Here is a 14,657-nt window from a genome sequence, read left to right as displayed (position 1 = left end):
TCCTGACCCTTAAACGGCCATCAGGTCCGCTTCTTTTTGCTTCACGGCCACTTCGATTTCCGCCACGAACTTGTCGGTCAGCTTCTGGATATCGTCAGCCGCACGACGCTCTTCGTCTTCACTGATCTCTTTTTCCTTGACCAGATCCTTCAGGTCACCCAGCACATCGCGACGAATGTTACGCACGGCAATGCGAGCGTTTTCCGCTTCTTCGCGCGCTTGCTTGGTGAAACCACGACGGGTTTCTTCGGTCAGCGCCGGCATCGAGATCAGCAGCAGCTCGCCCAGGTTGGTCGGGTTGAGGTTCAGGCCGGCGCTGCCGATCGCCTTGTCCACGGCACCGAGCATGTTGCGCTCGAACGCCACGACCTGCAGGGTGCGCGCGTCCTTGACGGTGATGTTGGCGACCTGCTTGATCGGGGTGTCAGTGCCGTAATAAGGCACCATGACGCCTTCCAGGATGCTTGGGTGAGCCTGCCCGGTACGAATCCGGCCAAATGCATGGGCCAGGGATTCCAGGGACTTCTTCATGCGCTCTTGAGCGTCTTTCTTGATTTCGTTGATCATTGTTGGCCTTCCTCGATCAGGGTTCCTTCAGCGCCGCCATGCACGATGTTCAGCAGGGCGCCGGGCTTGTTCATGTTAAATACGCGCAGCGGCATCTTGTGATCGCGGCACAGGCAGATAGCGGTGAGGTCCATGACACCCAGCTTGCGATCCAGCACTTCATCGTAGGTCAGATGATCGAACTTCTCGGCATGCGGGTCTTTGAATGGGTCCGCGGTGTAAACGCCATCGACCTTGGTCGCCTTGAGCACCACATCGGCGTCGATTTCGATCGCACGCAGGCAGGCTGCCGAATCCGTGGTGAAAAACGGATTGCCGGTACCAGCCGCGAAGATCACCACTTCCTTGGCGTTGAGGTGACGCATGGCCTTGCGGCGATCATAGTGATCGGTCACGCCGACCATGGAAATAGCCGACATCACGATGGCCGAGATATTCGCACGTTCCAGCGCGTCGCGCATCGCCAGTGCATTCATCACGGTGGCCAGCATGCCCATGTGGTCGCCGGTGACACGGTCCATCCCGGCGGCACTCAAGGCGGCGCCGCGGAACAGGTTACCACCGCCAATCACCAGACCGACCTGGACACCGATGCCAACCAGTTGGCCGACTTCCAGCGCCATGCGATCCAGAACCTTCGGGTCGATCCCGAACTCTTCCGAGCCCATCAGGGCCTCGCCGCTAAGTTTGAGTAGAATGCGTTTATAGCGAGCTTGATAGCCACTGCCCTGCTGAGCCATTGCGAATCTCTCCTGCGGCGTTTAAAAAAAACTTGCGAGCTGTTTGCAGCCTGCGCTTACTCTAGCTTGGCGCTGCTACAGCGCCATCAGAACACAACCTTGTAAGTCGGTTCCGAATGGAAAAAGAGAAACCTCTCCTCCCATTTGAAAAGAGGCTGCGCGCGTGAGCGGGCAGCCTCTTGGGTCGACAGTTGAAAACCGTCTTTTACTTGTTGGCAGCCAGCTGAGCAGCAACTTCTTCAGCGAAGTTGTCCACTGGCTTCTCGATGCCATCACCTACTTTGAAGTAAGTGAAGGAAACGATTTCAGCGCCGGCTTTCTTGACCAGGGCACCGACGGTGACTTCCGGGTTCTTGACGAAAGCTTGCTCAACCAGGCTGGCTTCGGCCAGGAACTTGCTGATACGGCCGCTGACCATTTTTTCAACGATTTCAGCTGGCTTGCCTTTGATCTTGTCTTCGTTGAGGCTCAGGAAAACGCCTTTTTCGCGCTCAATGGCTTCAGCGGAGACCTGCGATGGCAGCAGGAACTCAGGGTTGGTTGCCGCAACGTGCATGGCAACGTCTTTGGCCAGGTCTTCGTTGCCGCCTTTGAGGGCCACAACCACACCGATCTTGTTGCCGTGCAGGTAAGCGCCGACCACATCACCTTCGATACGCGCCAGGCGACGGATGTTGACGTTTTCGCCCACTTTGGCAACCAGTGCTTCACGTGCCGATTCTTGAGCTGCGATCAGCGGAGCTGCGTCGGTCAGCTTGTCAGCGAAGGCTTTTTCAACGCTGGCAGCAACGAAGCCCTTGAAGTCGTCTTGCAGAGCCAGGAAGTCAGTCTGCGAGTTCACTTCCAGGATCACGGCAGCAGTGCCGTCGCCCTTGATTGCGATGGCGCCTTCAGCGGCAATGTTGCCGGCTTTCTTGGCAGCCTTGATGGCGCCCGAAGCGCGCATGTCATCAATGGCTTTTTCGATGTCGCCGCCAGCCTTGGTCAAGGCTTTCTTGCAGTCCATCATGCCTTCGCCGGTACGCTCGCGCAGTTCTTTGACCAACGCTGCAGTAATCTCTGCCATTTCAAAATTCCTCTTGGATAGGTTATCAACCATTCCACCCGATCGAACGGGCGTTCAATTCTTCCCGATCCCGTTGTAGCGGCTACACATTACAAAGGCTGTAGCGGTACCAGCAACCAACGGTTTTCGAGGTGGCAAAAAGGGGGCCAAGCCCCCTTTTTGCTTACTGAGTCAACGCCAGGGCGTCAATTACTCAGCTGCGGCGACCGGAGCTTCTTCAGTAGCGAACTCGACGGTACCGCCACCGTTGTTGTTGCGGCCACGGATCACAGCGTCAGCCATCGAACCCATGTACAACTGGATGGCGCGGATGGCGTCATCGTTGCCTGGGATGATGTAGTCAACGCCTTCCGGGCTGCTGTTGGTATCGACTACGCCGATAACCGGGATGCCCAGCTTGTTGGCTTCGGTGATCGCGATGCGCTCGTGGTCAACGTCGATCACGAACAGTGCGTCAGGCAGACCGCCCATGTCCTTGATACCACCCAGGGAACGATCGAGCTTTTCCAGGTCGCGAGTGCGCATCAGCGCCTCTTTCTTGGTCAGCTTGGCGAAAGTACCGTCTTCGGCCTGGATTTCCAGGTCACGCAGACGCTTGATCGAAGCACGGATGGTTTTGAAGTTGGTCAGCATGCCGCCCAACCAGCGGTGATCGACGTACGGCGAACCGCAACGTGCTGCTTCTTCAGCAACGATCTTGCCGGCGGAACGCTTGGTGCCGACGAACAGAATCTTGTTTTTGCCCTGGGCCAGGCGCTCTACGAAAGTCAGAGCTTCGTTGAACATCGGCAGGGTTTTTTCAAGGTTGATGATGTGGATCTTGTTACGCGCGCCGAAAATGTACTTGCCCATTTTCGGGTTCCAGTAACGGGTCTGGTGACCGAAGTGCACACCGGCCTTCAGCATATCGCGCATGTTGACTTGGGACATGATAGTTCCTTGATAAGTCGGGTTTGGCCTCCACGTATCCCAATGACCAACCAGCAGCATCAGCTGAAGGCACCCAGGTCATCGTGTCGACACGTGTGTGGATTTAAGCTTCGCGGGGCTATCCCCGGAAAGCGGCGCATTTTATACCACAAGAACGGCCAAAACGAAACCTGCATTCGCATTTCCCCTCCCGGGCTTTTGCGCGCGCCCTGGATTCGGGCCAGAATGGCCCCAGCTTATAGAGAGAAGCGATAGCCGGATGCTCATGGTTTACCCCTTGCGTCTGGTAGAATCACGCTTTTAAGGGTACTGAAACCCTGGGCCAGCCATCGCGGCCCCGCCGTTTTCGCCCCATTCCGTGTTTATTCGCGCCCGGCGCGTAAAAGAGAGCCTGTATGACCGTCACCCTCAAAACCCCCGAGGACATCGCAAAAATGCGTGTCGCTGGCCGCCTGGCTGCCGATGTACTGGAAATGATCGGTGAACACGTCAAGCCCGGTGTCACCACCGAGGAGCTGGACCGTATCTGCCACGACTATATCGTCAACGTGCAGCAGGCCATCCCCGCCCCGCTCAACTACAAGGGTTTCCCGAAGTCGATCTGCACCTCGGTCAACCACGTGGTCTGCCACGGCATCCCGGGCGACAAGCCACTCAAGGATGGTGACACGGTGAACATCGACGTCACCGTCATCAAGGATGGCTACCACGGCGACACCAGCAAGATGTTCCACGTCGGCACCGTGCCGGTCTGGGCCGAGCGCCTGTCGCAGATCACCCAGGAATGCATGTACAAGGCCATCGAGATCGTCAAACCCGGCTGCCGCCTGGGCGACATCGGTGAAATCATCCAGAAGCACGCGGAAAAAAACGGCTTCTCGGTGGTGCGTGAGTTCTGTGGCCACGGTATCGGCAAGGTGTTCCACGAAGAACCGCAGATCCTGCACTACGGCCGCGCCGGTACCGGCATGGAACTCAAGGCCGGCATGACCTTCACCATCGAACCGATGATCAACCAGGGCAAGGCCGACACCAAGGTGCTGGGCGACGGCTGGACCGCGATCACCAAGGACCGCAAGCTGTCGGCCCAGTGGGAGCACACCCTGCTGGTCACCGACACCGGCTACGAGATCTTCACCCTGCGCAGCGATGAGACCATCCCGCGCGTCTCGGCCTGATCGCTTGCACCTGCCGCTCTGTACAGAACGCCTATCAGAACCCAAGGAAAGCCAATCGATGCCGCAGGTGGACCCCGAACTCTTCGACCGCGGCCAGTTCCAGGCGGAACTGGCACTGAAGGCCAGCCCCATCGCCGCCTTCAAGAAGGCCATTCGCCACGCCCGCGAGGTGCTCGACGAGCGCTTTCGCGCCGGGCGTGATATCCGCCGACTGATCGAAGACCGCGCCTGGTTCATCGATAACATCCTGCAACAGGCCTGGGACCAGTTCAGTTGGAGCGAAGACGCCGATATCGCCCTGGTGGCGGTCGGCGGCTACGGTCGCGGCGAACTGCACCCCTACTCGGACATCGACCTGCTGATCCTGCTCGACAGCGCCGACCACGAGATCTTTCGCGACTCCATAGAACGTTTCCTCACCCTGCTCTGGGACATCGGCCTGGAAGTCGGCCAGAGCGTGCGTTCGGTCGACGAGTGCGCCGAGGAAGCCCGGGCCGACCTGACGATCATCACCAACCTGATGGAGAGTCGCACCGTCGCCGGTCCCGAGCGCCTGCGCCAGCGCATGCTCGATGTCACCAGCACGGCGCACATGTGGCCGAGCAAGGACTTCTTCCTGGCCAAGCGCGCCGAACAGAAGGCCCGCCACCACAAGTACAACGACACCGAATACAACCTGGAACCCAACGTCAAGGGCTCGCCCGGCGGCCTGCGGGATATCCAGACGATCCTCTGGGTCGCCCGCCGCCAGTACGGCACCCTGAACCTGCGGGCCCTGGCCGGCGAAGGCTTTCTGGTGGAGAGCGAAAACGCCCTGCTGGCCTCATCCCAGGAGTTCCTCTGGAAAGTCCGCTACGCCCTGCACATGCTCGCCGGCCGCGCCGAAGACCGCCTGCTGTTCGACCACCAGCGCAGCATCGCCGGACTGCTGGGTTTCAAGGGCGACGATGCGAAACAGGCCATCGAAAACTTCATGCAGCAGTACTACCGGGTGGTCATGAGCATTGCCCAGCTCAGCGACCTGATCATCCAGCACTTCGAGGAAATCATCCTCGCCCCGGAAGACGAAGCGCCGCCGCAGCCGTTGAACTCGCGTTTCCAGTTGCACGACGGCTATATCGAGGCGAGTAACCCGAATGTCTTCCGGCGTACGCCGTTCGCCATGCTGGAAATCTTCGTGCTGATGGCCCAGCAGCCGGAAATCAAGGGTGTGCGCGCCGACACCATCCGCCTGCTGCGGGAACACCGTCATCTGATCGACGACGACTTCCGCAACGATATCCGCAACACCAGCCTGTTCATCGAGCTGTTCAAGTGCAAGATCGGCATCCATCGCAACCTGCGCCGGATGAACCGCTACGGCATCCTCGGACGCTACCTGCCGGAATTCGGCGATATCGTCGGGCAGATGCAGCACGACCTGTTCCATATCTATACGGTCGATGCCCACACCCTGAACCTGATCAAGCACCTGCGCAAACTGCAGTACACCCAGGTCTCGGAGAAATTCCCGCTGGCCGCCAAGCTGATGGCCAAGCTGCCCAAGCCCGAACTGATCTACATGGCCGGGCTCTATCACGACATCGGCAAGGGCCGCCACGGCGACCATTCGGAACTCGGCGCAGTGGATGCCGAGGCCTTCTGCGCCCGTCACCAGTTGCCGCCGTGGGACAGCCGCCTGATCGTCTGGCTGGTGCAGAACCACCTGGTGATGTCCACCACCGCCCAGCGCAAGGACCTGTCCGACCCGCAGGTCATCCACGACTTCGCCCAGACCGTCGGCGACCAGGTGCACCTGGACTACCTCTATGTGCTGACCGTCGCCGACATCAACGCGACCAACCCGAGCCTGTGGAACTCCTGGCGCGCCAGCCTGTTGCGCCAGCTCTACACCGAGACCAAGCGCGCCCTGCGCCGTGGCCTGGAAAACCCGGTGGACCGCGAGGAGCAGATTCGCCAGACCCAGAGCGCCGCCCTGGATATCCTGGTGCGCGCCGGTACCGACCCGGACGATGTCGAGCAGCTCTGGTCGCAACTGGGCGATGACTACTTCCTGCGCCACACCGCCGGCGACGTCGCCTGGCACAGCGACGCGATCCTCCAGCAGCCGGCCGATGGCGGCCCGCTGGTGCTGATCAAGGAAACCACCCAGCGCGAATTCGAAGGCGGCACGCAGATTTTCATCTACGCCCCGGACCAGCACGACTTCTTCGCCGTGACCGTGGCCGCGATGGACCAGCTCAACCTGAACATCCACGACGCCCGGGTCATCACCTCCAGCAGCCAGTTCACCCTCGACACCTACATCGTGCTGGACAACGACGGCGGCTCCATCGGCGACAATCCGAAGCGCATCAAGCAGATCCGCGACGGCCTGACCGAAGCCCTGCGCAACCCGGACGACTATCCGACCATCATCCAGCGCCGGGTCCCGCGCCAGCTCAAGCACTTCGCCTTCGCGCCCCAGGTCACCATCCACAACGACGCCCAGCGTCCGGTGACGGTGCTGGAGCTGAGCGCGCCGGACCGTCCCGGGCTGCTGGCACGGATTGGAAAGATCTTCCTGGAGTTCGACCTGTCGCTGCAGAACGCCAAGATCGCCACCCTCGGCGAGCGGGTGGAAGACGTGTTCTTCATTACCGACGCCGACAACCAACCGCTGTCCGACCCGCAGCTGTGCAGCCGATTGCAGGACGCCATCGTCGAACAGTTGAGCGTCAACGCCGAACCGCCCCTTGAAACGATGCGCCTGAGTATCTGACGCGCCGACACCTGAATGAAGCGAGCCCCGTTACCGATGAACAACGCCCTGAACCAGTTGCAGCCCTATCCGTTCGAGAAACTCCGCGCCCTGCTCGGCAGCGTGACGCCGAATGCGGACAAGCGGCCGATCGCCCTGTCCATCGGCGAACCGAAGCACCGCTCGCCGGCGTTTGTCGCCGAAGCCCTGACCGCCAACCTGGAACAGATGGCCGTGTACCCGACCACCCTCGGCGTACCGGCCCTGCGTGAAGCCATTGCCGGCTGGTGCGAGCGACGTTTCGGCGTGCCGAGCGGCTGGATCGACCCGGCGCGCAATATCCTGCCGGTCAATGGCACCCGTGAGGCGCTGTTCGCCTTTACCCAGACCGTGGTCAACCGTGGCGACGACGCCCTGGTGGTCAGCCCCAACCCGTTCTATCAGATCTACGAAGGCGCGGCCTTCCTCGCCGGGGCCAAGCCGCACTACCTGCCGTGCCTGGACGAAAACGGCTTCAACCCGGACTTCGACGCCGTGCCGGCGGAGATCTGGCAGCGTTGCCAGATCCTGTTCCTGTGCTCGCCGGGCAACCCGACCGGGGCGCTGATCCCGCTGGAGACCTTGAAAAAGCTGATCGCCCTGGCCGACGAGCATGACTTCGTGATCGCCGCCGACGAGTGCTACAGCGAGCTGTACTTCGATGAGCAGACTCCACCGCCGGGCCTGCTCAGTGCCTGTGTGGCGCTGGGCCGCAAGGACTTCAAGCGTTGCGTGGTGTTCCATAGCCTGTCCAAGCGCTCCAACCTGCCGGGGCTGCGCTCGGGCTTCGTGGCCGGTGACGCGGATATTCTCAAGGCCTTCCTGCTGTATCGCACCTACCACGGCTGCGCGATGCCGGTGCAAACCCAGCTGGCCAGCGTCGCGGCCTGGAACGACGAGATCCATGTGCGCGCCAACCGTGCGTTGTATCGCGAGAAGTTCGATGCGGTGCTGGAGATTCTGGCGCCGGTGCTGGATGTGCAACGCCCGGATGGCAGCTTCTACCTGTGGCCGAATGTGCAGGGCGATGATGCGGCGTTCTGCCGCGATCTGTTTGCCGAGGAACATGTGACCGTGGTGCCGGGCTCCTATCTGTCCCGCGAAGTGGACGGCGTCAACCCCGGGGCCGGGCGCGTGCGCATGGCCCTGGTTGCGCCGTTGGCAGAGTGTGTCGAGGCCGCCGAGCGGATTCGCGCGTTCATCCAGCACCGCCAGTAACCCCGGCTACTTCACCGAGCCGAGGTTCGCCTCGCTCAGATCCAGCTCCGCCAGCACCTCGCGCAACACATCGTCGCCGATCTGGTGCTGGCGACTGAGCCGGTACAACTCCAGGCGCTGCGCCCGCAGTGCCTTCAAGCGCAAGCGGCGGTCCAACTGGTCCATCTGGAATGCCAGCGCCTGGGCTTCGGTGGAGTCGTTGAACACCTCCAAATGATGCCGGTATTCGGCCATCAACTGCGCTTTCAACTCGGTGGCCAACGCGGCCTGGGTCGCATCCTGGGCCGCGTCCTGCGGTACGCCCAACTCCTCGGCCTCCAGCACATGGATCGCCGCTTCGGCGGTCTTCTTCCAGGCTTCGCGCACTTCGCCGCGGTGCCTGTCATCCTGGCTTTTCGGCAAGTCGCGCAACAGCAGCGGCAGGACAACACTGGCCGTCACCAACGACAGCAGGATCACCCCGGCGGCGATGAAAATCAGCAAGTCACGCTCGGGAAAATCCACCCCGGGTGCGATCAGTAGCGGCACCGACATCACACCCGCCAACGTCACCGCCCCACGTACACCACCTACCGTCAGCAACCAGCAGGAACGCCCCTTGGCCATCCCTGACAACGGATCTTTGCCACGCCAGTGCCGCAGCAGCTCCGACAAGCGCCAGATGCTGTGCACCCAGACAAAACGCAACGCCACCAGGGCCAGAAAGATCGCCAGCACTTCCAGGCAGCGGTAAGGCAAGGTCGGCCACAACGAAGTCTCATGACTGGCAACCGCCTTGACGATATCCGGCAACTGCAAGCCCAGCAGCAGGAAGATCAGCCCGTTGAAGGCGAACTCCAACAGCGACCAGACACTGCGGTTGAGCAGCCGGGTGCTGGTCTGGCGCGGCAACAGGTCGAGCCAGCTCTGCATCATCCCCGCCGCCACCGCCGAGAGGATTCCCGACACCCCGAGGCGCTCGGCCAGCACATAGGCGGCGAACGGCAATAGCAACATGAACACCACGTGGGTCGCCGGATCGTCCCAGCCACGGGCGATCATCCACACCCGAAAGCGCCCCACCAGCCAGCTCAGCGCCACGCCGACGGCCAGGCCACCGACCGCCACCAGGACAAAGGTCAGGCTCGCATTGGCCAGGGAGAAGGCACCGGTCACGGCCGCCGCCAGGGCGAACTTGAAGGTCACCAGGCCCGACGCATCATTCATCAGCGCCTCGCCCTGGAGCATATGCATCAGCGGCGTCGGCAGACGGTTCTGGGCAATGGCGGAAACCGCCACGGCGTCGGTTGGTGACAACACGGCGGCCAGGGCGAAGGCCACCGGCAAGGGAATGGCCGGCAATAGCCAGTGAATGAAATAGCCGGCACCGACCACGGTGAACAGCACCAGCCCCACGGCCAGGGTCAGGATCGGCCCGCGCAGGCGCCACAGCTCGCGCTTGGGCATGCGCCAACCATCGGAAAACAGCAACGGCGGCAGAAACAGGAACAGAAACAATTCCGGGTCCAGGGCCACATGCAGGCCCAGGGTCGGCCAGGCCAGCAGCGCCCCCGCCGCAATCTGCACCAGAGGCAGCGGCAGCGAGATCACCCGCCAGAGCAAACGCGAGACACCGACCAGCATCAGCAGAATCAGAACGGTGTAGGCCGTCTGCATAAAAGGCATTCCCAATCGTTTAAAGCATATCTCTGGCAGCGGTTTGCCGTCGAAGTGCCATATTAGCCGCTTATGCTGCCGCCCGGACGCTGCACCAAAGTCGCAGTCGGCAGGGGAAGATGTAACCGCACACGACTAAGGCGCCTAAGCGGCCCGGTCATGGCATAATCTTCAACCTTTCATCCCTCGCATCTCCAAAGGGGAGGCAATTGCTGTGACCGCTTCGAGCAAAACGTTGCACCTTTTCGGAATCAAGGCGTGTGACACCATGAAAAAGGCCCGTACCTGGCTTGACGAACAGGCCGTGCCCTACGCGTTCCATGACTACAAGACCGCCGGCATCGACCGCGAACACCTGACCCAGTGGTGCAACGAGCACGGCTGGCAAGTGGTGCTGAACCGCGCCGGAACCACCTTTCGCAAACTCGACGACGAACGTAAAGCCGATCTCGACCAGGCGAAAGCGATTGAACTGATGCTGGCACAACCCTCGATGATCAAGCGCCCGGTGCTTGATCTCGGTGACCGAACCCTGATTGGCTTCAAGCCAGATATTTATGCGGCGGCCCTCAACTGAGCCAGAGCGCTCAAGGCCCCCACTCATTTTGCAAGAGGTAACTGCATGTCCACTACTCTGTTCAGCCTGGGCTTCGGCGTTGGCACCCAGAATCGTCAAGGTGCCTGGCTGGAAGTTTTCTACGCCCAACCCCTGATTCAGCCGTCGGCCGAGCTGGTCGCCGCCATCGCGCCGATCCTCGGTTACACCGGCGGCAACCAGGCGATCACCTTCAGCACCGCCCAGGCCTCGCAACTGGCCGACGCCCTGAAAACCGTCGACGCCGCCCAGGCCGCCCTGCTGACCCGCCTGGCCGAAAGCCACAAGCCGTTGGTCGCCACCGTATTGGCAGAAGACGTCCAGCTGACGTCTACCCCTGAGGCTTACCTCAAGCTGCACCTGCTCTCCCACCGTCTGGTCAAGCCCCACGGCCTGAGCCTGGCGGGCGTGTTCCCGCTGCTGCCGAACGTGGCCTGGACCAGCCAGGGCGCCATCGACCTGTCGGAGCTGGCCGCCCACCAACTGGAAGCGCGCCTGCGTGGCGAGCTGCTGGAAGTGTTCTCGGTGGACAAGTTCCCGAAAATGACCGACTACGTGGTGCCGAGCGGCGTGCGTATCGCTGACAGCGCGCGGATTCGCCTGGGTGCCTACATCGGCGAAGGCACCACCGTGATGCACGAAGGTTTCGTCAACTTCAACGCCGGTACCGAAGGCCCGGGCATGATCGAAGGCCGCGTTTCGGCGGGTGTCTTCGTCGGCAAGGGTTCGGACCTGGGCGGCGGTTGCTCGACCATGGGTACCCTGTCCGGCGGCGGCAACATCGTCATCAAGGTCGGCGAAGGCTGCCTGATCGGCGCCAACGCCGGTATCGGCATTCCGTTGGGCGACCGCAACACCGTGGAATCGGGCCTGTACGTGACCGCCGGGACAAAAGTGGCGCTGCTCGACGAAAACAACCAGTTGGTCAAGGTGCTCAAGGCCCGCGACCTGGCCGGCCTGCCGGACCTGCTGTTCCGTCGCAACTCGGAAACCGGTGCGGTGGAATGCAAGAGCCATAAGTCGGCCATTGCGCTGAACGAAGCCCTGCACGCGCATAACTGAGCAGGATTGTTGTAGGGGCCGGCTTGCTGGCGGGGGTGCCTGTGAGGCCGCCTTCGCGGGCAAGCCCTGCTCCTACAGGTTTATGTCGTACGCAAAACCTGTGCCCGGCGCCCTACTGTAGGAGCAGGGCTTGCCCGCGAAGAGGTCTTCAAGGTCGGCAAAAACTTCACGAGCCAGACCAGTGCCTACAGGTTTCGCGCCCCCTCGCCCACGCTCACCAGGGCCGAACACCATGTTGATACCTTCTCCCTGGCGCGCCGATTTCCCGGCCATCGCCGCCCTGCAACGGCAAGACCAGGTCTACCTGGACAGCGCCGCCACCACCCAGAAGCCCCAGGCGCTGATCGATGCCCTGGCGCACTATTACAGCAACGGTGCGGCCAATGTGCACCGTGCCCAACACCTGCCCGGCGCCCATGCCACCCAGGCCTTCGAGGACAGTCGAAGCAAGACTGGCCAGTGGCTCAATGTCGGCAATAGCGGACAGATCGTCTTCACCCACGGCGCCACCTCGGCGCTGAACCTCCTGGCCTATGGCCTGGAAGCGCTTTTCCAGCCCGGCGACGAGATCGTCATCAGCGCCCTGGAGCATCACGCCAACCTGCTGCCCTGGCAGCAACTGGCGCAACGCCGGGGACTGCGCCTGGTGGTGCTGCCGATCACCGACAGCGGCCTGATCGACCTGGAAGCCGCCCGCCCGTTGATCGGCCCACGGACCCGCCTGCTGGCGGTCAGCCAACTGTCCAATGTGCTCGGGGCCTGGCAACCGTTACCGCAATTGCTGGCCCTGGCCCGCTCGTTCAACGCACTGACCGTGGTCGACGGCGCCCAGGGCGTGGTTCATGGTCGCCACGATGTCCAGGCGCTGGGCTGCGATTTCTATGTATTTTCCAGCCACAAGCTCTACGGCCCCGATGGAGTCGGCGTGCTCTATGGCCGCCACGAAGCCCTGAGCCAACTGCGCCACTGGCAATTCGGCGGCGAGATGGTGCTGGACGCGGACTATCAGCAGGCCAGCTTCCGCCCGGCCCCCTTGGGCTTCGAAGCCGGAACACCGCCGATTGCCAGCGTCATCGGCCTCGGCGCGACCCTCGACTACCTGGCCGGCCTCGACCAGGCCGCGGTCTCGGCCCACGAAGCGGCGCTGCACGCCCACCTGTTGCAAGGCCTGAAAGTCCGCAAGGGCATCCGCCTGTTGGGCGAGCCGCAACTGGCACTGGCCAGCTTTATCGTCGACGGCGTGCACAACGCCGATCTGGCGCACCTGCTGACCGAGCAAGGGATTGCCGTACGCGCCGGGCATCACTGCGCAATGCCACTGATGAAACAGCTCGGGCTGGCCGGCGCGATCCGCGTATCGCTGGGTGTGTACAACGACTCCGAAGACCTCGAACGGTTTTTCGAGGCACTGGATCAGGCCCTGGAGCTGTTGCGATGAGCCTGCCCGCTGAAGCACTGCTGGTTCTGGAAAATTTCCGGCACCTGGCGGGCTGGGAACAACGGGCGCGCCTGCTGATGCAATGGGGCGAGCGCTTGCCGCCCTTGAACGACGCCGACAAGACCGAGGCCAACCGCGTCCATGGCTGCGAAAGCCAGGTGTGGTTGACCGGTCGGCTGCAAGACGGTCAGTGGCAGTTTGCCGCGAGCAGCGACGCCCGAATGATTCGTGGGCTGGTGGCGTTGTTGCTGGTGCGGGTCAATGGCTTGAGCGCCGACGAATTGCAGCAGGTCGACCTGCCCGACTGGTTCAACCAGTTGGGCCTGTCCCGACAATTGTCGCCGTCCCGCAGCAACGGCCTGAATGCCGTGCTGCAGCGGATGCGTGAATTGACCCAATAAGCCTCAGGCCTGCGGTTTGATCCGATCCGCCGGCCGGCGCATGCCCGCGACGATCTTGTCCACCGCCTTGGTCGCCGCCACCATGCCGAAGGTCGCCGTGACCATCATCACCGCGCCGAAACCACCGGCACAGTCCAGCTTCACCCCATCACCGACAAAACTCTTCTGCAGGCAGATGCTGCCATCGGGCTTCGGATAACGCAGCTGCTCGGTGGAAAACACACAGGGCACGCTGTAATGGCGGGTCACCGTGCGGGAAAATCCGTAGTCACGGCGCAAGGTCGAACGCACCTTCGAGGCCAGGGGATCGTTGAAGGTACGGTTCAGGTCGCAGACCTGGATCAAGGTCGGATCGATCTGCCCACCGGCACCACCCGTGGTGATGATCTGGATCTTGCGCCGCTTGCACCAGGCGATCAGCGCGGCCTTGGCATTGACGCTGTCGATGCAGTCGATCACGCAGTCGATGTCCGGGGTGATGTACTCGGCCATGGTTTCCCGGGTCACAAAATCGGTCACCGCGTGGACCTGGCAGTCCGGATTGATGCCCTTCAGGCGCTCGCCCATCACCTCGACCTTGGCCCGACCCACGGTGCTGTCCAGGGCATGCAACTGACGGTTGCTGTTGCTGACGCAGACATCGTCCAGGTCGAACAGCGAGATCTCGCCGACACCGCAACGGGCAATGGCTTCCGCCGCCCAGGAGCCGACACCGCCGACGCCGACGATCGCCACATGGGCGGCCTTCAGCCGCGCCAGCCCTTCAATGCCATACAACCGGGCGACGCCGGCAAACCGCGGATCTTCTGCACTCATGACCATTACCCCAAAAACCGGCGCGCATTATAGGGCCGGGCGCCGGCCGAGGGCAGCTTTAGCCTATGAATGGCTGTCCATGAGCGTTAAATCACAACACTTTGACGAGAATAGAGCTACAAAGAATCAGGAAAGAACTTAAGCCCTGTCTCATTGCCCAATGCCTGCGCATATTCCACGGTACTGTACGGTCGACGGATAGCAAGTGTAG

Annotated in this window: 13 protein-coding genes; 7 read left to right on the top strand and 6 right to left on the bottom strand. The window is 61.9% G+C overall.

Annotated elements, in window-relative coordinates; genetic code table 11:
• Positions 1 to 9: 9 nt before the first annotated feature.
• From frr to rpsB, 4 genes are all read right to left on the bottom strand, one after another.
• Entirely contained in the window at positions 10 to 567 is a 558-nt protein-coding gene (frr, locus tag M5C01_RS20310) for a ribosome recycling factor (RefSeq protein WP_100938582.1), read from the bottom strand.
• Positions 564 to 1,307, bottom strand: a complete 744-nt coding sequence (gene pyrH / locus M5C01_RS20305; protein ID WP_003172271.1) for a UMP kinase — start codon at positions 1,305 to 1,307, stop codon at positions 564 to 566. Before pyrH ends, frr begins: the two co-directional genes overlap by 4 nt.
• Positions 1,308 to 1,512: 205 nt before the next feature.
• Positions 1,513 to 2,373 carry a translation elongation factor Ts gene (gene tsf, locus M5C01_RS20300; protein WP_152740267.1) on the bottom strand — a complete coding sequence of 287 codons (861 nt, stop codon included), beginning with the start codon at positions 2,371 to 2,373 and terminating at the stop codon, positions 1,513 to 1,515.
• Between the two features lie 189 nt (positions 2,374 to 2,562).
• On the bottom strand, positions 2,563 to 3,303 hold the full coding sequence (rpsB, locus tag M5C01_RS20295) for a 30S ribosomal protein S2 (protein ID WP_100938580.1): 741 nt from the start codon (positions 3,301 to 3,303) through the stop codon (positions 2,563 to 2,565).
• A 395-nt stretch (positions 3,304 to 3,698) separates the two neighbouring features.
• Here rpsB and map point away from each other — a divergent pair, with 395 nt between their 5' ends.
• From map to dapC, 3 genes are read left to right on the top strand one after another with little or no spacing between them, the layout of a single operon-like run.
• The gene (map, locus tag M5C01_RS20290) at positions 3,699 to 4,481 is read left to right on the top strand and encodes a type I methionyl aminopeptidase (RefSeq protein ID WP_103496376.1); all 783 of its coding nucleotides are present in this window, start codon (positions 3,699 to 3,701) and stop codon (positions 4,479 to 4,481) included.
• A gap of 58 nt (positions 4,482 to 4,539) precedes the next feature.
• The gene (locus tag M5C01_RS20285; protein ID WP_103496375.1) at positions 4,540 to 7,242 is read left to right on the top strand and encodes a [protein-PII] uridylyltransferase; all 2,703 of its coding nucleotides are present in this window, start codon (positions 4,540 to 4,542) and stop codon (positions 7,240 to 7,242) included.
• Positions 7,243 to 7,278: 36 nt separating this feature from the next.
• Entirely contained in the window at positions 7,279 to 8,478 is a 1,200-nt protein-coding gene (gene dapC / locus M5C01_RS20280) for a succinyldiaminopimelate transaminase (protein ID WP_152740222.1), read from the top strand.
• Positions 8,479 to 8,484: 6 nt separating this feature from the next.
• On the opposite strand, the gene M5C01_RS20275 is transcribed toward dapC, so the two are convergent.
• Positions 8,485 to 10,134 (bottom strand): Na+/H+ antiporter, encoded by a 1,650-nt coding sequence (locus M5C01_RS20275; protein ID WP_152740266.1) that lies wholly within the window; start codon positions 10,132 to 10,134, stop codon positions 8,485 to 8,487.
• A 214-nt stretch (positions 10,135 to 10,348) separates the two neighbouring features.
• Between M5C01_RS20275 and M5C01_RS20270 the strand changes: the two genes are divergently transcribed.
• From M5C01_RS20270 to M5C01_RS20255, 4 genes are all read left to right on the top strand, one after another.
• A complete protein-coding gene (locus M5C01_RS20270; RefSeq protein WP_103496373.1) occupies positions 10,349 to 10,711 on the top strand; it encodes an ArsC family reductase in 363 nt (120 codons plus the stop codon).
• A 45-nt stretch (positions 10,712 to 10,756) separates the two neighbouring features.
• Complete coding sequence (dapD, locus tag M5C01_RS20265) at positions 10,757 to 11,791, top strand: 2,3,4,5-tetrahydropyridine-2,6-dicarboxylate N-succinyltransferase (RefSeq protein WP_103496372.1); 1,035 nt, start codon at positions 10,757 to 10,759, stop codon at positions 11,789 to 11,791.
• A 232-nt stretch (positions 11,792 to 12,023) separates the two neighbouring features.
• Entirely contained in the window at positions 12,024 to 13,229 is a 1,206-nt protein-coding gene (locus M5C01_RS20260) for a cysteine desulfurase (RefSeq protein ID WP_103497396.1), read from the top strand.
• A complete protein-coding gene (locus M5C01_RS20255) occupies positions 13,226 to 13,630 on the top strand; it encodes a SufE family protein (protein ID WP_152740220.1) in 405 nt (134 codons plus the stop codon). Before M5C01_RS20260 ends, M5C01_RS20255 begins: the two co-directional genes overlap by 4 nt.
• 3 nt (positions 13,631 to 13,633) lie before the next feature.
• Here the strand turns inward: M5C01_RS20255 and tcdA are convergent, their stop codons facing one another.
• On the bottom strand, positions 13,634 to 14,452 hold the full coding sequence (gene tcdA / locus M5C01_RS20250; RefSeq protein WP_103497398.1) for a tRNA cyclic N6-threonylcarbamoyladenosine(37) synthase TcdA: 819 nt from the start codon (positions 14,450 to 14,452) through the stop codon (positions 13,634 to 13,636).
• Positions 14,453 to 14,657 lie beyond the last annotated feature (205 nt).

The organism is Pseudomonas sp. MWU12-2319 (genome assembly GCF_023242525.1).
Classification (GTDB): domain Bacteria; phylum Pseudomonadota; class Gammaproteobacteria; order Pseudomonadales; family Pseudomonadaceae; genus Aquipseudomonas; species Aquipseudomonas gingeri_D.
The sequence above is the reverse complement of the archived record's forward strand: the minus strand, read 5'-3'. Positions and strand labels throughout refer to the sequence as shown.

Bases quoted from the DNA above. Each gene is read 5' to 3' on its own strand.
- tsf (WP_152740267.1), bottom strand. From the start codon at position 2,373: ATGGCAGAGATTACTGCAGCGTTGGTCAAAGAACTGCGCGAGCGTACC.
- M5C01_RS20275 (WP_152740266.1), bottom strand. From the start codon at position 10,134: ATGCAGACGGCCTACACCGTTCTGATTCTGCTGATGCTGGTCGGTGTC.
- tcdA (WP_103497398.1), bottom strand. From the start codon at position 14,452: ATGGTCATGAGTGCAGAAGATCCGCGGTTTGCCGGCGTCGCCCGGTTG.
- dapC (WP_152740222.1), top strand. From the start codon at position 7,279: ATGAACAACGCCCTGAACCAGTTGCAGCCCTATCCGTTCGAGAAACTC.
- map (WP_103496376.1), top strand. From the start codon at position 3,699: ATGACCGTCACCCTCAAAACCCCCGAGGACATCGCAAAAATGCGTGTC.
- pyrH (WP_003172271.1), bottom strand. From the start codon at position 1,307: ATGGCTCAGCAGGGCAGTGGCTATCAAGCTCGCTATAAACGCATTCTA.
- M5C01_RS20260 (WP_103497396.1), top strand. From the start codon at position 12,024: ATGTTGATACCTTCTCCCTGGCGCGCCGATTTCCCGGCCATCGCCGCC.
- rpsB (WP_100938580.1), bottom strand. From the start codon at position 3,303: ATGTCCCAAGTCAACATGCGCGATATGCTGAAGGCCGGTGTGCACTTC.
- M5C01_RS20285 (WP_103496375.1), top strand. From the start codon at position 4,540: ATGCCGCAGGTGGACCCCGAACTCTTCGACCGCGGCCAGTTCCAGGCG.
- M5C01_RS20255 (WP_152740220.1), top strand. From the start codon at position 13,226: ATGAGCCTGCCCGCTGAAGCACTGCTGGTTCTGGAAAATTTCCGGCAC.
- frr (WP_100938582.1), bottom strand. From the start codon at position 567: ATGATCAACGAAATCAAGAAAGACGCTCAAGAGCGCATGAAGAAGTCC.
- dapD (WP_103496372.1), top strand. From the start codon at position 10,757: ATGTCCACTACTCTGTTCAGCCTGGGCTTCGGCGTTGGCACCCAGAAT.